General features: G+C 46.0%; 12 protein-coding genes and 1 pseudogene. 8 read left to right on the forward strand and 5 right to left on the reverse strand.

The features are described 5' to 3' along the window. Nucleotides 1-235: hypothetical protein (locus tag MC7420_RS41370; RefSeq protein ID WP_232231690.1), on the reverse strand; the 235-nt coding region annotated here is incomplete at its 3' end. Between the two features lie 70 nt (nucleotides 236-305). Continuing rightward, nucleotides 306-2,429 (reverse strand): glycogen debranching protein GlgX, encoded by a 2,124-nt coding sequence (gene glgX / locus MC7420_RS11465; protein ID WP_006100378.1) that lies wholly within the window; start codon nucleotides 2,427-2,429, stop codon nucleotides 306-308. A gap of 344 nt (nucleotides 2,430-2,773) precedes the next feature. On the opposite strand from glgX, the gene MC7420_RS11470 reads away from it, so the two are divergent. Together MC7420_RS11470 and MC7420_RS11475 are read left to right on the forward strand one after the other, a co-directional pair. Beyond that, complete coding sequence (locus MC7420_RS11470; RefSeq protein WP_044206604.1) at nucleotides 2,774-3,580, forward strand: pantothenate kinase; 807 nt, start codon at nucleotides 2,774-2,776, stop codon at nucleotides 3,578-3,580. Nucleotides 3,581-3,968: 388 nt separating this feature from the next. Further along, complete coding sequence (locus MC7420_RS11475) at nucleotides 3,969-4,151, forward strand: hypothetical protein (RefSeq protein ID WP_044206606.1); 183 nt, start codon at nucleotides 3,969-3,971, stop codon at nucleotides 4,149-4,151. 138 nt (nucleotides 4,152-4,289) lie between these two features. On the opposite strand, the gene MC7420_RS11480 is transcribed toward MC7420_RS11475, so the two are convergent. Next, nucleotides 4,290-4,892, reverse strand: coding sequence for a hypothetical protein (locus tag MC7420_RS11480; protein WP_006100501.1), 603 nt, complete (start codon nucleotides 4,890-4,892; stop codon nucleotides 4,290-4,292). 687 nt (nucleotides 4,893-5,579) lie between these two features. Here MC7420_RS11480 and MC7420_RS11485 point away from each other — a divergent pair. Continuing rightward, nucleotides 5,580-7,307, forward strand: a complete 1,728-nt coding sequence (locus MC7420_RS11485) for a diflavin flavoprotein (RefSeq protein ID WP_006100375.1) — start codon at nucleotides 5,580-5,582, stop codon at nucleotides 7,305-7,307. An 812-nt stretch (nucleotides 7,308-8,119) separates the two neighbouring features. Beyond that, nucleotides 8,120-8,705, forward strand: a pseudogene (locus tag MC7420_RS11495) (Uma2 family endonuclease). On the opposite strand, the gene MC7420_RS11500 reads toward MC7420_RS11495, so the two are convergent. Further along, nucleotides 8,686-9,900 carry an RNA-guided endonuclease InsQ/TnpB family protein gene (locus MC7420_RS11500; protein WP_044206611.1) on the reverse strand — a complete coding sequence of 405 codons (1,215 nt, stop codon included), beginning with the start codon at nucleotides 9,898-9,900 and terminating at the stop codon, nucleotides 8,686-8,688. The pseudogene MC7420_RS11495 and the gene MC7420_RS11500 overlap by 20 nt on opposite strands. 392 nt (nucleotides 9,901-10,292) lie before the next feature. On the opposite strand from MC7420_RS11500, the gene MC7420_RS11505 reads away from it, so the two are divergent. The 4 genes from MC7420_RS11505 to MC7420_RS11520 all read left to right on the forward strand — a co-directional run bounded on the left by MC7420_RS11505 (nucleotide 10,293) and on the right by MC7420_RS11520 (nucleotide 15,832). Then, nucleotides 10,293-10,922 (forward strand): chemotaxis protein CheB, encoded by a 630-nt coding sequence (locus MC7420_RS11505; RefSeq protein WP_006100583.1) that lies wholly within the window; start codon nucleotides 10,293-10,295, stop codon nucleotides 10,920-10,922. Between the two features lie 116 nt (nucleotides 10,923-11,038). After that, nucleotides 11,039-12,910 (forward strand): CheR family methyltransferase, encoded by a 1,872-nt coding sequence (locus tag MC7420_RS11510; protein WP_006100631.1) that lies wholly within the window; start codon nucleotides 11,039-11,041, stop codon nucleotides 12,908-12,910. 112 nt (nucleotides 12,911-13,022) lie between these two features. Beyond that, nucleotides 13,023-14,303, forward strand: a complete 1,281-nt coding sequence (locus MC7420_RS11515) for a PAS domain-containing sensor histidine kinase (protein ID WP_006100459.1) — start codon at nucleotides 13,023-13,025, stop codon at nucleotides 14,301-14,303. Between the two features lie 257 nt (nucleotides 14,304-14,560). After that, a complete protein-coding gene (locus MC7420_RS11520; RefSeq protein ID WP_006100671.1) occupies nucleotides 14,561-15,832 on the forward strand; it encodes an ATP-binding protein in 1,272 nt (423 codons plus the stop codon). A 2,460-nt stretch (nucleotides 15,833-18,292) separates the two neighbouring features. On the opposite strand, the gene MC7420_RS11525 is transcribed toward MC7420_RS11520, so the two are convergent. Next, a complete protein-coding gene (locus MC7420_RS11525; RefSeq protein ID WP_044206617.1) occupies nucleotides 18,293-19,321 on the reverse strand; it encodes an aromatic ring-hydroxylating dioxygenase subunit alpha in 1,029 nt (342 codons plus the stop codon). Nucleotides 19,322-19,481: the final 160 nt, after the last annotated feature.

Raw genomic sequence — 19,481 nt, forward strand, 5'->3', positions numbered from 1 at the left:
TCACCACTAACGGAACAACAAAACCCGCCCTCCCCACCACTAACGGAACAACAAAACCCGCCCTCCCCACCACTAACGGAACAACAAAACCCGCCCTCCCCACCATTAACGGAACAACAAAACCCGCCCTCCCCACCATTAACGGAACAACAAAACCCGCCCTCCCCACCATTAACGGAACAACAAAACCCGCCCTCCCCACCATTAACGGAACAACAAAACCCGCCCTCCCCACTTGTCAATGCCTTTGCAATCTGCCGTAAGCACGGGTAGAGACGCGCCATGGCGCGTCTCTACAACTAACCTTATCGTCGTCGCAACACCATCACCGATCGCGCGGTAACTGGAATCGGCTTATCCTCGGTATAGCTAATCTCCTCCTCAACAAAGCGAGGCTTGTCGGTGTCAATCACCACCACCCATTCTCTGGCTTGCAATCCTGGAGGGAGCGTAAATTCAATCATCTCATAGTGAGCATTGAAGCAGATGAAGAAACTCTCATCCATGACTCGTTCCCCCTCCACTCCCGGCGTGGCAATTTCTTCACCATTTAAGAAAATACCGATCGCCTTGGTATACCCCGCCATCCATTGATCCTCGGTCATATCGCCGCCATCGGGGTTGAACCAACCAATATCCTTAACGCTAGAACCGTGAATCGCTCGACCGAGAAACCACTTGCGTCGCCGGAATGTGGGATGCTGGCGGCGGAAATAGATCAGTTCACGGGTAAAGTCGAGAAGGGCGGCATTTTCCTCCGGTAAATCCCAATCAAACCAGGAGATGTCACTATCCTGACAGTAGGCATTATTATTGCCCCCTTGCGTTCGCCCAATTTCATCGCCGCCTAGTAGCATGGGGACACCTTGGGATAACATCAGCGTGACCAAAAAGTTGCGCCGTTGTCTATTCCTTAACTGGAGAATCTCTGGATCATCGGTTTCGCCTTCCGCCCCACAATTCCAGGAACGGTTATGGCTTTCCCCATCCCGGTTTTCTTCCCCATTTGCCTCGTTATGCTTTTCGTTGTAGCTTACCAGGTCATTCAGGGTAAATCCATCATGGGCAGTAATAAAGTTAATGCTAGCACTCGGTCGGCGTCCGTTCGACTCATACAAGTCAGAACTTCCGGTGAACCGATAGGCAAATTCGGCTAAACTGCTATCTTCACCGCGCCAAAAGTCGCGCACCGTATCCCGATATTGCCCATTCCACTCGGACCATAGCAAAGGGAATTTACCCACTTGATAGCCGCCCATACCCACATCCCAGGGTTCAGCAATCAACTTCACATTCGAGAGAACTGGGTCTTGGTGAATAATATCAAAGAATGCCGCCAGACTATCCACCTCATAGAGTTCTCGCGCCAATGCTGAGGCTAAGTCAAAGCGGAAGCCATCCACATGCATCTGTAGCACCCAATACCGCAGGCTGTCCATAATCAGCTTGAGGACTTGGGGATGACGCACGTTCAGGGAATTACCACAGCCGGTAAAATCCATGTAATAGCGAGGGTCATCTTCCATTACGCGGTAATAGGCTACATTGTCAATTCCGCGTAGGGAAAGCGTGGGACCGAGATGATTGCCTTCGCCGGTATGATTGTAGACGACATCCAGAATCACCTCAATCCCCGCTTTATGTAGCGCCTTAACCATTTCCTTGAACTCACGCACCTGTTGCCCTTGAGTGCCACTGGCGCTGTAATTAGCATTGGGTGCCATATAGTTTATGGAATCATAACCCCAGTAATTCTTTAAATCCTTATCCACTAAATGTCCGGGTTGGGACAAAAAGTGATGCACGGGGAGCAATTCTACCGCCGTAATCCCTAAAGTCTGAAGATACGCGATCGCGGCAGGATGGGCAAGTCCCGCATAAGTTCCGCGTAAGGGTTCGGGGATGTCTGGGTTTAGCTTCGTGAAGCCCCTAACATGGGTTTCGTAAATAATCGTTTCGTGAGCCTGTCGTTGCAGCAGTTCGTCCTCTTCCCAGTCAAAAGACTCATCGACTACCACGGCTTTAGGTACCAGGTGAGCATCATCGCTTTCAGACAAGACCAAGTCTTTTTCTGGATCATCCCACGGATAACCAAAGATTTCCTCCCCGTAGCCAATCTCGCCATCCAATGCCTTAGCATAAGGGTCAATGAGCAGTTTATTGGGATTGAAGCGATGACCCTCCTCCGGTGCAAAGGTACCATGGACACGGAAACCATACCGTTGTCCCGGACCGATACCCGGTAAATAACCATGCCAGACGAAGTTGCTGACTTCTGTCAACTCGAAGCGTGTCTCCTCATCCTGATCATCGAATAAACAAAGCTCGACAGCCGTTGCGTTCTCACTGAACAAGGCAAAGTTTGTGCCTTTACCATCCCAGGTTGCTCCTAAAGGATAACTTTTACCGGGCCAAACGGGTACGTACATGCAGGAACCTCCTTACTCCATCACTATAAAATACTCAAGCTCAAGGCAACCTTTCTCCTAAGCCGTAAGATGGATCTAATTACTTATCGCATTTGCGCCTGATCAGGATCAACCTATAATTTTGCAGATTATTCCCTTCCCTAACACTAGATGCAGTTGATTAATAATGGGTAGATCAGCCAATCAATTGTTTTGGGGATTGGTAGGGTTAACTACTGCTTTGAGACGTCAAACATCTAACAGAATGGGTCTGCGCTGATGGATGAAACGTTGATTACACCCAATGGTATACGTTTAAACTGTTCACTCACTAATCCTTAATGTCTAAGCAATTCTAACCGCACATGACTCTCCCAGACCACTATGTCGCATTGATGATTGGTAACTCTCGGCTACACTGGGCTTGGTTTGCGGGAGATACTCTCCAAGATGCTTGGGATACCCAGCATTTCCCAGCAGCAGAGGTGGAATCGATCATCCAACACTGGACATCTGGTCTTCTACCTACCACCATCTTCGGTGAACCTTTTCTTTCTGGTTATTCCTCCAATCCATACCTACCCCTTTATATCGCTTCAGTCATTCCTGAGCAAACTCCATTGTGGCAAACTTATCCAGTTGCCCACGTTATTACTCTAGAGGATGTACCGCTTTTAGGCGTTTATCCTACCTTGGGTATTGATCGCGCCCTCGCTGTGTTAGGGGCGGGGGAAACCTATAATTATCCGGTGCTGGTGATTGATGCGGGGACAGCACTAACCTTTACGGGTGTCGATGATCATCGTCATCTCGTCGGCGGCGCTATTCTACCAGGACTCAAATTACAACTCGAATCCTTAGCCCACAACACAGCCGCTTTACCGTCTATCTCACTGAAGCGCCAATTACCCAACCGTTGGGCGATAGATACCTTGACCGCGATTGAAAGTGGCGTTATTTATACTCTATTAGCAGGAATTCGAGAGTTTATTGCCGATTGGTTACAGCGTTTCCCTAACAGCCCAATTGCTTTAACGGGTGGAGACGCTGACTTACTACTCTACTACTTACATAGTCGTTATCCTAAATTTTATCCTTATCTTGTTACCGATCGCCACTTAATTTTTTGGGGAATTAAATTTGTGGCTATAACGAAGAATCTTGCAGGTTAAGATGTATAGCACTACGCACTAAGGTTAGGACATAAAAGAAAAATTCAAATCGCTCAACACCTCGTAATTCGGATGTTCGGCGATCGCTCAGTCGAGTCGTCGAATATTTAAGTTATAGCAGTAGACACATCGATTAGGACTTTCGGCACCATTGTTCCAGACGCGCCATGGCGCGTCTCTACATAAATGATGTGTCCTAACCGCTATGGCGGTTGCTATATCTACTTCTTAAAAGAATAAATAATTGAATTAAATTTTTCTCAAAACTATTTTCTTTATCGTTTTTTAGCGATAACTTCACAAAAAAAACACAGGTAATACACTGAATTTATTAGTAACTCTGGAATACTGGAAATAGGCAAGGGTAAACAGTTAAGAGAATAAACAAATGTCCTTTTCTAACCAACTCCAGCTACTTGATCTAAAAGATATGGAAGAAAATCTTGAAGAACTCCTTTCTAGATGTCGTCAAATCCGACAGGGTTCAGGGGATGACCAAGACACCGAGGTACGAAATCAAACCGCTTCTGCTGACCAAGAGTCAGACTCAGACGATACATACTGGAGTTGAGCATTCGGGAGCGCGATCGCATTAGATAAATTAATTGGCAAGCCTTTGAGGAGTGACTTGATCGGTTTACCCAAATGCTTGCCTCTAAATTATGCAGATTTTGCACGTTCTGTCAAGTTATTTTACTGAACCGACGCTCTAGCTGCCGTAGAGGACAATCGTTTCCTCCGGTTCTATCACAACCACTCGGTCAGCCGTAACATTACCTGCGACACCACCAGCGACAGCACCGCCAATGATTTCTTCAATGCCCGCATCGCCGAAAACTTCACCTAATATCGCCCCACCAGCAGCACCGATACCCGCATCTTCTGCAATTGATCCGGCGGAGGTGTCCCGTGGGTCTTTTTGGTCTTCAATCACCTCTGAGGTAGCATCAAGGTTGTAGGTGCGACCGTTCATTCTCACGCCTGTCGCCACGTAGCGCAATCCCCCACTTGCTGGTTCATAGCGACCCAGAATTGTTGCACCAGCAGGAATATACATCCCATCGACCGTTGTACCACGGGCAACTTCCAGATTGTACGAATAAGTCCTGTCATTATTCAAATGTAGCGTCTGGCTTTGAGCGCTCGTTGCTGGAATAGCAGCAGCCGTCTGAGCGACTACCATTTGGTTTTGAGCCTGTGCCACCTCAGGTACAAGCAACGGTGTACCGAAAAGTAAAGCAGAACCAGCCGCTAGTGCAGAAATTCCTCGTGTCAGGGAGTTTTTTGAAGTTTGTGAATTTTGATAGAACATAGCGTATAGACCTTTATTAAACGACTCATCTAATTCTATGTTCGCTCTGTTCAGGGGTTTTCTACATCCCTTGATAGTTAGAAAATTCAGAAAATTATTCTCTTATTAAAGGGGGATTTTGCCTACTGCCCAGTATTATTCGCTGGGGTTAAATCAGTTGCAGGATGGCATTTGCCTGTTTCCGATTGACAAATTTTACTTACGACAGAGGTGACTTGGTTCTAGATTAGACCCAACGGATTACTGAAATGGTTAAGGGTGAGAGGAGTCACTGGACTTAAATGATGTGTCCTAACCGCTATGGCGGTTGCTATATCTCATCGGGTGGTCTTCATCTGTCAATAAGGCTTCATCTTTGGAGATGCTAATGTCGCTCAAAGCCTTATTTAAAAAGTTTTAGACGGCTTGTCACTCCTTCAGAAAAAACCCTCAACGCGAAGGAGAAATAGGCGTTGAGGGGAGTCATCAGGGTGCATCTACCTTTCCCTCATTCTCTATATGCCTGACTGCATCCGGAAAAACGCGAAATCCAGGGGGGAGAGAAGGCAGAAGGAAATAATCATTGTTTAGTCGCTATTAAATCCTGAATCATTTTAATAAGCTATTTAAATCTAAAATTCTCAATTAATATGTAAAGATAATTAAAAAGTCGAGTAAATGAAGTTGATATAAGAAAGGAGACAACCGATGGTCGCAGTAGCAGAGGGAATTCAGCGTCGGTTGACGATGCAGACTACCGAAATTGCCCCGGATACCACGGCAATCCGATCGCTGGATTGGGATCGCGATCGCTTTGATATAGAATTTGGTTTACAGAATGGTACGACGTATAACTCGTTCCTGATTCAGAGTGAAAAAACGGCGTTGGTGGATACCTCTCATGAAAAGTTTCGCCAACTTTACCTGGATACATTGAAGGGATTAATTGACCCAGCCAGATTAGATTATTTGGTGGTTAGCCACACGGAACCGGATCACAGTGGCTTAGTTAAAGATATTCTGGCACTTGCCCCCAATATTACGGTGGTTGGCTCAAAAGTGGCGATCCAATTCCTGGAAAATTGGGTGAATCAGCCGTTTCAATCGCAAATCGTCAAAAACGGCGATCGCGTTGATTTGGGAAATGGGCATATCCTGGAAGCTGTCATTGCGCCGAATCTCCATTGGCCCGATACGATTTTCACATACGATACCAAAACTCAGGTTCTATTTACCTGTGATGCTTTTGGGATGCACTATTGTGATGATTACACCTTCGATGAAGACATCGACCTGATCGAAAACGACTTTAAATATTACTATGACTGTTTAATGGGTCCCAATGCCCGTTCGGTGCTATCCGCCCTAAAACGGATGGACAAGTTACCTGAAATTAGCACCATTGCTACAGGTCATGGACCTTTACTCTATCACAACCTGAGTGAACTCACCGGACGGTATCGGCGCTGGAGTGAGGAACAGGCAAAAGCAGACACGACGGTTGCTGTATTTTATATCTCTGATTACGGATATAGCGATCGCCTTTCCCAAGCGATTGCCCATGGAATTACTAAAACTGGTGTAGCGGTGGATATGATGGACTTGCGATCGGCTGATCCGCAAGAGATTAAGGAATTGATGAGTATTGCGTCTGGGGTGGTGATGGGTACACCGCCGACGACGGGAGACGTTGCTGCTGTCGCCCAAACTGCGATGGGTACAATTTTAGGGGCGACGAATCCGAAGCAATCCTTTGGTGTGTTTGAATCGGGGGCGGGTGAGAGTGAATCGGCGTATCTGTTGGTGAATAAGTTCCGGGATTTAGGACTAACGCCAGGGTTTGCACCAATTTTAGTTAAAGATACGCCTGATGAACAGGTTTATCAGTTATGTGAAGAAGCGGGGACGGATTTAGGACAATGCCTGTCACGCGATCGCACGATTAAGCAAACGAAGTCCCTGGATAGTGATTTGGATAAAGCCTTGGGGCGAATCAGCAGTGGGCTCTATGTTATTACTGCCAAAAAGGGGAATATCACCAGTGCGATGGTAGCGTCGTGGGTAGCGCAAGCGTCATTTAAACCCTTGGGCGTATCGGTGGCGGTGGCAAAGGATCGGGCGATTGAGTCGTTTATGTATGTGGGCGATCGCTTTATTCTCAATGTCTTGGAAGCTGGGAATTACCAAGGGCTGATGAAGCATTTCCTCAAGCGCTTCCCGCCCGGTGCAAACCGTTTTGAGGGGATTAAAACTTATTCTGCCAGCAATGGTTCTCCGATTTTAGCTGATGCTTTAGCTTATATGGAATGTGAAGTGAAAAGTCGCTTAGATTGTGGCGATCACTGGACTATTTATGCCACTGTTTCGGCGGGACGAGTGTCTAAGACGGATGCGATGACGGCGGTACATCATCGTAAGGTGGGGAATCATTATTAGTCATTAGTCATTTGTCCTTGGTTGGTGATGAATGGGGGCGATCGCTGATTTTGTCGTGGTTTGTCTGTCCTCTTTGCGATATGCGCCCCATAAGTTAAAGGATTGTCTCTTACAGCGCTTTTGGTAGTAAGTGAGGTAGACAAACAGATCCCCCAGCTCCCTCAGCTTCATCGTATTTACAAAGCTGCTCAAGTATTTCCGCAACCCGCTCTAGGTTGGAGGCATGTAGGGGCGCAAAGACTTGCGCCCTTTGCCAACGTGCATCCATGCAACTTAAACTGAAAACCAAGACGGGTAACCGTTTCACCCTCATCCTCTAATCTCCATCCCCCCTAGCCCCTTTGAAAGGGGGGAATTAAGAAAAGGAGGGAACCATCAAATGTTAAACAAAACTTTTCAATTTAACATTTTAGTTTTAATCTTCTAAAGACAAGGCAAAATACGGCTGACCCCAGCCATCGCTGACAATGCCTAATTTGACGTTGTTTTTCCTCTGTAGTATACTTTATGAAGTTTTGTTTTTTAAGGTAAGTTAGGTTCTTCCTGTCAATTTTTCCACCAAACGCTTCAACATCCTAAAATCACGTCATTCCACCTCGCCAGACGTCGAAAAAATAAAAGACTACAACCATACCCCAATGACCCAATTTCGGCACTGGCGAGAGGGGCATATTTGACAAAAAAACAATTTGATGATAGATGGAGTGTGGAGAAGAATTGCACCGTTATATAGGACGGAATTTTCTGCGATCGCTTCCCTCTTGGGTCATGCTTCAAACTCATCATCATCAACAGCTTCTTATATAACGGATATGACAACGGTACTGAATTTAGACCCAATTACCACCCTGACACGGGAACAGTTTTTTCAACTGTGTCAGGCGAATCCAGATTTACCGCTAGAACGTTCATCAACGGGAGAATTAATTATCGTGACACCTATCGGGGGTGAAGGGGGCAAACGTGAGGCAAATCTGATTATTCAGGTGGGGATTTGGAACCAACAAACTCAGTTAGGAGTGGTGTTTAGTTCTCAAACTGTATTTAGTTTACCCGCAGGCGGCGAGCTCGCATAGCGAGAAGCTTCGCGATCGCTCTCCAGATGTGGCTTGGGTAGAAGTAAGCCGATGGCAAGGATTGAGTCAGGAAGAACGGGAAGGATTTCCGCCAATTTGCCCAGATTTCGTGATCGAGTTGCGGTCTCGCACGGATCGATTAAAGCCACTTCAGACCAAAATGTTGGAGTATTGGGCGAGTGGATTGCGGTTGGGTTGGCTGATTAATCGTAAGGATCGGCAGGTGGAAATTTATCGTCAGGGACAAGAGATAAACTACCCAGACTTGCTAAGAGCTGAGGTCTGGGTTTTTAGTAGCCCGCTCAGTCATCGAACAAGCTAAGACTTCGGCGTGAGCGCTCAGTCGAACGCTGAACATACTCGATAGTTCGGCTTAGCTTGCACGATAACCCCGTGCCTCCAGGCTGGTTTATAGACAGCCCCACAAGTGCAATATTATTGGCTCCATTAAAGTCGGCATCTCCATGCCAACCACAATGCCCACATTTGAAAGTCTTGCCACTACGGTAAGACTTTCCTTTTACCGGGTGAATGTGTAAGCAGTTGTGACACATTTGGGAAGTATAGGCAGGGGGGATTGGGACAACTCGAACACCAGCGCCAATAGCTTTGTACTCAATGAACATTCGCAGTTGGTAGAATGCCCATGAATTCGAGCGTCTACGTTCCGTCTTGCTTCTGGGTTGCTCGTTGGTTCTCTCCCTAATTCCCGTAAGGTCTTCTATAGCAATAGAGGCACTATACTCAACTGCTCGTCTAACCACCGATTTGGAGATGTTGTGATTAAGCCATTGCTGGTAGCGTCTCTCTCGTCCCGACAGCCGTTTCAGGATTTCTCGACATCTACGCCGAGTCGTCCTCGTGCCTTTCGAGGCTTTTTTCTGGAGAGACGCCCTAACTTTATAAAACTTGTCTCGTACTGACTGAATGTGCAAACCGTCCCACTTTTTGCCCTCTGATGTAACTGCAATGTCTCGGCGTCCCAAGTCGATACCTATCACCAAGTCTTTCACGGATGAGTCGGGAGCTTCGTCTTTAATTTGGATGTGCAGGTAGAACTGACCATCGCGATGCTTACACAGTTGAGCAGAAGTCGGGTTTCTCCCTTTGAGTTTTCCTCTTTGGTAATTCCCGGACTTCAGCTCAATTCGCTCTCTGCCGTGAACGGTAGCAAGGCTTACCGTCCAGTCTTGTTCTCGGAAGCGAAACAAGTCTTTGTCACAGTCCATGCTGCTTGGGGCAAATCTTTTAACAGGTTTACCTTTCTGCTTGGCTACCTTGCGATTAGCAGCTACACGCGCACAAGCCCTAACTGCCATGTTTGCCACCAGATTGAATTTTTTCTTGATGGTTTGGTAGACTAAGGACTGGATAGCAATTTTGTTGGTCAGCTTAGGGTTTGTGTTTTCGTTCACGTAGTTACAAGCGTCCGCAAACGCCTGAAGAGTTGCCTCTAAGAAGGCAACTTGTTCAGGAGAAGGTTGGAGCTTTACAACTATTGTGAGAACTTGTTTCATGGCTAAACTATACCACCTCATGGGATAGAAAGAGAGAGATTGAAAATACTTCGGGGATTGACCCCTCGCATTTTCCGCTATCCCCCTACCCCTTACTTCGTTGAAGGGGTAGCCCCTCGCGATTCGGGTGGAAGTCGTTAGAATGCCTGTAGTGTTGTCGGGGGAGGATGTTTTGCCCGGATTCACATTAGAGGTGAATTAAACCCGATTGTCGGCACACGTAGGGGCGCACTGACGTGCGCCCTTTGCCAACGTGCATTCGTGTCATTGTGTAGGGGTTTGGTCACCAAACCCTGACTAACGTGCTGGATTCACCATAACCTCTGACGTCGCCCCGATATTGCCAAAATCGGTACACTGAAAGCGTTAACCTTATATGTCAGTGCTACCCCATGACACAACCCCAGGTCGATCAACACAGCAATCCCCCCCCAGCCTTCGCCAATACCGCCTTTGATGTCGTCGCCTTCGCCGCATCTGCTGGCGGACTAAAGGCGCTATCTGAGGTTTTATCCCATCTACCGAGTGACTTTCCAGCAGCCGTTCTGATTTTACAGCACCTTGACCGCAGTCACCGTTCTTTAATGGCAGAGATACTCCGCCGACGGATTTCTTTGCCGATTAAGCAGACGGAGGATGGAGACAAGCTAAGTCCGGGAGAAGCCTATATTGCCCAACCGAATTATCATGTTTTGGTCAACTCTGATGGTACGCTTTCCTTAACGCAGTCACCTATGGTCAATTTTGTCCGTCCCTCAGCCGATTTACTGTTTGAGTCGCTGGCAAAGAGTTATCGAAATCGGGCAATTGCTGTCATTTTAACCGGGACAGGGAAAGATGGCACAAAAGGAGTGCAAGCGATCGCGAAAATGGGCGGTATGGTGATTAGCCAAAATCAAGAGACGTCGGAACACTTTGGTATGCCCCGTTCTGCCATTGACACCGGGATCGTTGATTTAATTTTACCGTTACCCGAAATTGCTGAAACACTCATCCAACTTGTAAAAAAAGGTAGAGAGTAGACTATTTGAATATTTCTGGAATTTGCTATTTACTTTTTATTTTTAACTGTTGCTTTTATAATAAGTAATAAGTAATAAGCAATAAGTAATAAGTAATAAGTAATAAGTAATAAGTTATGACAAATGACAAACAACAAGAAGAAAATCGAATTTTTGAATCTCTACTGGAATACTTAAAAGAAACACGAGGCTTTGATTTTACGGGTTACAAACGCTCGACACTAAAGCGGCGGGTAACCCGGCGAATGCAGTCTCACAATATCGATAACTTTGGCGATTATCTGGACTACCTGGAAGTTCATCCGGAAGAATTTGAGCCGCTGTTCAATACAATTTTAATCAACGTTACCGCATTTTTCCGGGATACGGACGCCTGGGACTATTTACAGCATCAACTCCTGCCGAAACTGTTGCAGCAAAAGGATAAGCGAGAGCAAATCCGCGTCTGGAGTGCGGGGTGTTCATCGGGGGAAGAAGCCTATTCTATTGCCATGCTTTTGGCAGAAATTATGGGGTTGGAGCAATTTCGCCAACGGGTTAAAATTTATGCCACGGATGTAGACGAAGAAGCTTTGGATCAAGCGCGTTGGGCACGCTATACTTCCAAAGCCTTAGAGAACGTGTCTGAGGAATGGCGACAGTGCTATTTTGAACAAGTTAACAATCAGTATGTATTCCGATCTGATATTCGCCGGGTGGTGATTTTTGGTCGGAATGATTTGGTTCAAGATGCGCCAATTTCCCGGCTGGATTTACTGATTTGCCGCAACACACTAATGTATTTTAATGCGGAAACTCAAAAACGGATTTTGGCACGGTTTAACTTTGCGCTAAAGGAGAATGGCACTCTATTTTTGGGCAAAGCCGAGATGCTGCTAACCAATAGTAACCTGTTTATACCTGTGAATTTAAAGCACCGCCTCTTTACCAAAGTAGCCACACCGAAACTAAGCGATCGCCTGCTGATATTCGCCCAAGCTGGGGATAAAGAATCGAGTGCGCGTCTGTCTGAGCGGGTGCGACTACGAGAAGCGGCGTTTAATACCTCACCCATTGCCCAAATTATTGTTGATGTCAATGGTTACTTAGTGTTGGCAAATATGATCGCCCGGTCAATGTTTGATATCAAACGGCAAGATCTGGGCAGACTATTTCAAGATTTGGAACTTTCCTACCGTCCCCTAGAACTGCGGTCTCTCATCGATGATGTCTATCGCGATCGCACGTCGATTACGATTAACGATGTGGTGCGGGAGGAGTCCAATACGACTCAGTATTTGGATGTGCAAATTAGTCCTTTAAAGGAAAATGGCAATGGTGAGCAGTTGTTGGGAGTGAGTATTTCCTTTCAGGATGTCACTCGCTACAACCAGTTACACAAGAAATATAAAACATCCTCCCAAGAACTGGAGACGGCGAATGAGGAACTCCAGTCGAGTAATGAGGAACTAGAAACGACGAACGAAGAATTGCAATCCACCAACGAAGAACTAGAAACGACGAACGAAGAATTGCAATCCACCAACGAAGAACTGGAGACAATGAATGAAGAACTCGAATCGACCAATGAAGAATTGCGGACGATGAATGATGAATTGCGCTTGCGGACGGATGAAGTCAACCAAGTCAATGCCTTTTTAAATTCAATTCTAGAAAGTTTCCAAACGGGGGTGATTATTGTAGACCGCGAATTTAAGATTATCCGTTGGAATGAATATTCTGAGGAACTTTGGGGACTACGCAGTGACGAGGTAGAAGACAAATCCCTCCTCAGTTTAGATATTGGCTTACCTGTGAAACAGTTGCGCGAACCAATCCGTAACTGTTATCAGGGCGAGGTCAATCATCAGACAATCATGGTGGATGCGATTAATCGCCGAGGTCAATCCATTCAATGTCAGGTTACGTTCCACGGCTTGAAAGGGATAGAAGAACAATTACACGGCACGATTATATTGGTAGATGAAGTGAATCAAGAAGATGGATGAGGGGTGACATTGGTGTCAACTTAAGCTCAACCCCTCACCCATGCAACAAAAGCGAAGCATCCTTTGTGAACGAAAGATAAGATAAGTGTAAACCTACCCTTACCCAATCCCCATGACTAACCTAAACAAACTGATTCAACTCTCCCAACAACGCCTAGAATCCTTGTTTAACCAAATCAATCAAGCGGCGGATCAACCCGAAATCCTCTCAAAGATTCTAGAGGAGTTTTCGATCACATTAGAGGAATTCGATCAGCAACAGCAGGAGTTAGTCACCATAAATAATGCCAGCGACAGCGAACTCCAGCACTACCGAGAGTTATTTGAATGCACCTCAGAAGCCTACTTTGTGACGAATCTGATGGGAGAAATTCATACCGCCAATCCAGCCGCCAGTATGATGTTGAACATCTCGCCCAACTATCTTATTGGCAAACCACTAACTGTCTTTGTCGCTGAATCTCACCGCAAAGCCTTTCGCAATCAACTGCAACAAGTGAGAACATCCTCCCAGTCGATGGGATGGGACGTGCAGCTACAGCCTCGCCACGGTGAACCCTTTCCCGCCGCGATCGCCGTTTCTCCCATTCGCGATAATCACGGTAATCTAACCGGATTGCGCTGGTTAATTAGCGATATCAGTCAGCGCCAGCAAGCGGAAGCCTTGCGCCAGGAATTAGCCGAACAACACGAACTCAGCGAACTCAAATCCCGGTTTCTCAGTACCGTCTCCCACGAATTCCGCACCCCGCTAACCACGATTTTATCCTCTAGTGAAATGCTAGAACGGTATAGCGATCGCTTGAGTCCAGAACGAAAAGCCGTACATTTCCAGAAAATTAGCCAATCGGTCGATTATATGACCCAGTTATTGGAAGATATCTTAATCTATAGCAAAGCCGACGCCGAAAAACTAGAATTTAATCCCACTGTTGTCAATTTAAGCGAATTCTGTCAGACTTTAGTCGAGGACTTGCACCTAGAAGCCGCGAATAAAGAACGGATTCAGCTTAAGTGTAACGATGATGACATTTGCGGCAATTTTGACCCCAAACTGCTACGGCAAATTCTGAGTAACTTACTCACCAACGCCCTGAAATACTCACCCAAGGGTGATCCTGTAGATTTTGAACTGAATCGTGAGGAGAATCAAGCTATACTATTAATTCGCGATCGCGGTATCGGCATTCCCGCCAATGACCAAGTGCATTTATTTGAACCCTTCCATCGCGCCCAGAATACAGGTACAATAAACGGAACAGGATTAGGACTCGCGATCGTCAAAAAAGCCGTGGATTTACATCAAGGCATGATATCTGTCCAAAGTGAGATTGATGTAGGTACGATATTTACTGTCAACTTACCGCTCCTGAATAATGCCAAAAAATTCTAGTCGGGATACGACATGTCGTATCCCGACTAATCCTGATATAACTGTTTTCAGATAGTCAGACAAACAGATTCCTATTTTTTCAACGCAATTATCAATAAAACCTTGCATTAACCCTAGATAAATCTTAATAACCTAGACACCCATGAGGTAATGGAGGAAATGATGAATCCTAACCAATCCGCAAAAAAAAACTAAATTTATCCTCAGACACCTTAACCGAAGCCATTAACGAGCATATTCACCAAGCCCAGGAACGCTTGACACAGGCTCAATCTGAAGCTGACATTTCACCCGATGAATGCTCAATTCAGCTAGCCGAAACCGTTACTGAACTATCCACCACCCTAGAAGAATTACAAGCCGCCGTCGAAGAAATCCAAGAACGGAATCAGGAAATCTCCGCAGCGCATCAAGCCACAGAAAATGAACGCCGAAAGTATCAAGAACTCTTTGAATTCGCCCCCGACGGCTATTTCATCACCGACGCATCCGGTACAATCCAAGACGCCAACCAAGCCGCCGCCACCCTGTTGAATATAGAAAAACGGCGTCTCATCGGCAAACCCCTAGCTGTGTTTATTGCTGATACAAGCAAACGCACCTTTCTCAGTCAACTCAACCAACTCACCCACTTATCCTCCCCCGACTTTCCCACCACCCTACTCTACCGAGACTGGGAAATATTCATTAAACCGCGCCAGAGTGAACCATTCCCGGCGGAGATTTCCATCTCAGCCATTCTCAATCCCCAATCAGAAATCGTGGGATTGCGCTGGTTAATTCGGGACATGACCTATCGCCATCAAGCCGAAAGCCTACGCCGAGAATTAGAAGCCGAAAAAGAATTCAGCGAACTCAAATCTCGCTTCATCCAAACCGTCTCCCACGAATTCCGCACCCCCCTGAACATGATATACGTTTCCGCCCAACTCCTCGCCCGTTCTCACGACGGCTTAACCGAAGAAAAATGCAATCAATTACTGCAACGAACCGATAAAGCTGTGCGGCGAATTACCAAAATACTCGATGACGTTCTTGTCTTCAGCAAAGCCAGCGCCGACAAACTCGAACTCAACCCTACATTACTGGACTTAGAACAATTCTGCCAAACCCTTGTCGAAGACTATCAAGTCATCGCCGGTAGCAGTAAAACCCTACAATTCAACGCCCCCGGAACCAAGCACAGCGTTTGCCTCGACGAAAAACTCCTCTATCAAATACTCGGCAATCTCTTATCCAACGCCATCAACTATTCCCAGCCCAACAGCACCATAACCCTCACCCTAACCTACCCAGATCATACAGTATGCTTTCAGATCCAAGATCAAGGAATCGGCATACCCAGAGAAGACATTCCCCGACTCTTTGACCCCTTCCACCGGGCGAGAAACGTCAGCAACCTACCCGGAACCGGGCTGGGATTATCCATCGTCAAAAAAGCCATCGAAATCCACGGTGGAACCATCAACGTCCACAGTGAAGTCGGCATCGGCACAACCTTCACCGTCACCCTACCCTTAGATTTGTAGTTTGTAGTTCGTAGTGTGGGCTTCAGCCCATCAACGCAACGCTGACACCACCAACGTAAAATATACATTCAACCTTAACCAAGGGCGGGTTTTGCCACAAACATTATCGGTGAGATTTACAATTAAATCCCTAAACCCGCCCCTACAAATTACCCTGTTTTCGCATCAACTTTTGCACAGTCACCAACTGTTCCTTAAAAAAGGGCGGGTTTTGCCACAAAGATTATCAGCAAGATTCACAATTCAATCCCTAAACCCGCCCCTACAAATTACCCTGTTTTCGCATCAACTTTTGCACAGTCACCAACGCCCGTTCAACTCATACCTTAAAAAAGGGCGGGTTTTGCCACAAAGATTATCAGCAAGATTCACAATTAAATCCCTAAACCCGCCCCTACAATTCGCCCTGCTTTCGCATCACCCGTTGCACAGTCACCAACTGTTCCTTAAAAAAGGGCGGGTTTTGCCACAAACATTATCAGCAAGATTTACAATTAAATCCCTAAACCCGCCCCTACAATTCACCCTGCTTACCCATCAACCTTTGCACAGTCACCAACTGTTCCTTAAAAAAGGGCGGGTTTTGCCACAAACAGTATCAGCAATATTCTCAATTAAATCCCTAAACCCGCCCCTACAATTCACCCTGCTTACCCATCAACCTTTGCACAGTCACCAACTGTTCCTTAAAAAAGGGCGGGTTTTGCCACAAACATTATCAGCAAGATTTACAATTAAATCCCTAAACCCGCCCCTACAAATTACCCTGTTTTCGCATCAACCCTTGCACAGTCACCAACGCCCGATTCAACTCATACCTTAAAAAAGGGCGGGTTTTGCCACAAACATTATCAACAATATTCTCAATTCAATCCCTAAACCCGCCCCTACAAATTACCCTGTTTTCGCATCAACCCTTGCACAGTCACCAACTGTTCCTTAAAAAAGGGCGGGTTTTGCCACAAACATTATCAGCAAGATTTACAATTAAATCCCTAAACCCGCCCCTACAATTCACCCTGCTTTCGCATCACCCGTTGCACAGTCACCAACTGTTCCTTAAAAAAGGGCGGGTTTTGCCACAAACATTATCAGCAAGATTTACAATTAAATCCCTAAACCCGCCCCTACAAATTACCCTGTTTTCGCATCAACCCTTGCACAGTCACCAACTGTTCCTTAAAAAAGGGCGGGTTTTGCCACAAACATTATCAGCAAGATTTACAATTCAATCCCTAAACCCGCCCCTACAAATTACCCTGCTTTCGCATCAACCCTTGCACAGTCACCAACGCCCGATTCAACTCATACCTTAAACAAGGGCGGGTTTTGCCACAAAGATTATCAGCAAGATTCACAATTCAATCCCTAAACCCGCCCCTACAATTCACCCTGCTTACCCATCAACCCTTGCACAGTCACCAACTGTTCCTTAAAAAAGGGCGGGTTTTGCCACAAACATTATCAGCAAGATTTACAATTAAATCCCTAAACCCGCCCCTACAATTCACCCTGCTTTCGCATCACCCGTTGCACAGTCACCAACTGTTCCTTAAAAAAGGGCGGGTTTTGCCACAAAGATTATCAGCAAGATTCACAATTCAATCCCTAAACCCGCCCCTACAATTCGCCCTGCTTTCGCATCACCCGTTGCACAGTCACCAACTGTTCCTTAAAAAAGGGCGGGTTTTGCCACAAAGATTATCAGCAAGATTCACAATTCAATCCCTAAACCCGCCCCTACAAATTACCCTGTTTTCGCATCAACCCTTGCACAGTCACCAACTGTTCCTTAAAAAAGGGCGGGTTTTGCCACAAAGATTATCAGCAAGATTCACAATTCAATCCCTAAACCCGCCCCTACAAATTACCCTGTTTTCGCATCAACCGTTACACAGTCACCAACTGTTCCTTAAAAAAGGGCGGGTTTTGCCACAAACATTATCAGCAAGATTCACAATTAAATCCCTAAACCCGCCCCGACAAATTACCCTGTTTTCGCATCAACCGTTACACAGTCACCAACTGTTCCTTAAAAAAGGGCGGGTTTTGCCACAAACATTATCAGCAAGATTTACAATTAAATCCCTAAACCCGCCCCTACAATTCGCCCTGCTTTCGCATCACCCGTTGCACAGTCACCAACTGTTCCTTAAAAAAGGGCGGGTTTTGCCACAAACATTATCAGCAAGATTCACAATTCAATCCCTAAACCCGCCCCTACAATTCACCCTGCTTACCCATCAACCTTTGCACAGTCACCAACTGTTCCTTAAAAAAGGGCGGGTTTTGCCACAAACATTATCAGCAAGATTCACAATTCAATCCCTAAACCCGCCCCTACAAATTACCCTGCTTTCGCATCAACCCTTGCACAGTCACCAACTGTTCCTTAAAAAAGGGCGGGTTTTGCCACAAAGATTATCAGCAAGATTTACAATTAAATCCCTAAACCCGCCCCTACAATTCACCCTGCTTACCCATCACCCGTTGCACAGTCACCAACGCCCGATTCAACTCATACCCCCTCCCTTCCGGATGCGCCAAATACGCCAACTGTTCCTCCTCAATCATCTGCACATCCTGACGCACCAACCCATCCAACAACCCCTGCGCCGAACCAAACAAACTATCCTTAATCCACCGCCGAAACCAAATCGGTAACTTATGCAACCGCCAAAACGCATTCAGCGACGTAAAATGAACCAAATAGGCACGAGTCTGCCGTAAATTTATCGGACACAATAAACAATAAATCCTAAAATCTTCCCCCAAACTCGACACCCAATGGGGATAAACATAACTCACATTCAACGGTTCCGGATGCAAACGCCGTAACGCCGGAAAAAACAACTGAGAAATCGACCAAATCTTATCAATTTTATAATAACTCTTCGCCTGATAATGAGCATCCACCCGATGTTCATCCTCATCAATATCCACCAAAACCGGATCAGCCCACGCTTGCCAATCCTGATGTAAATGCCCATGATACATATCCATCAAATTCTCAATTAAAAACGAATAATGGGCATTACAGTCAATCCGAGAAACCGTAGCAATATAATTCAAATGCTCCCACTCCGGGAGTCCCATCGGTTGTCGAATGTTCCTATCACCCTCCCCTGGAAACAGCCAAATAAACCCATCTTTTTCCCGTACCGGATAAGCACGAATTGCACAACTCGGCAATTTTTGATTTTCAGCTAAATAGGGAACGAAAACACAAGTTCCCGTTGACTTAAACTGCCAGCCGTGATAGGTGCATTCCAACAAATCTCCCTTAACTTGACCATGACTCAATTGCACCTGGCGATGGGGACAACGGTTTTCTAATGCATGAATTTCACCCGTACTATCGCGAAAAATAACAATATTTTGATGCCAAAGGGTTACGCCGATAGGTTTAGATTTAACCTCATCGCTACGGGCGACAACATACCAATGATTGAGGTTAATTCTAAGTTGGCGAACGTCTAAATTAGTCATACTAAGTCATAATTCAATTGTAGTTACAATTTAATTGTAGGGACAGGTTTATCCATTGTAGGGGCGGGTTTAGGAATTCAACTCAGCTATCTCACCAATAACGGAACAGCAAAACCCGCCCTATCTCACCAATAACGGAACAGCAAAATCCTTTACCATT

Source organism: Coleofasciculus chthonoplastes PCC 7420, from assembly GCF_000155555.1.
GTDB lineage: Bacteria > Cyanobacteriota > Cyanobacteriia > Cyanobacteriales > Coleofasciculaceae > Coleofasciculus > Coleofasciculus chthonoplastes_A.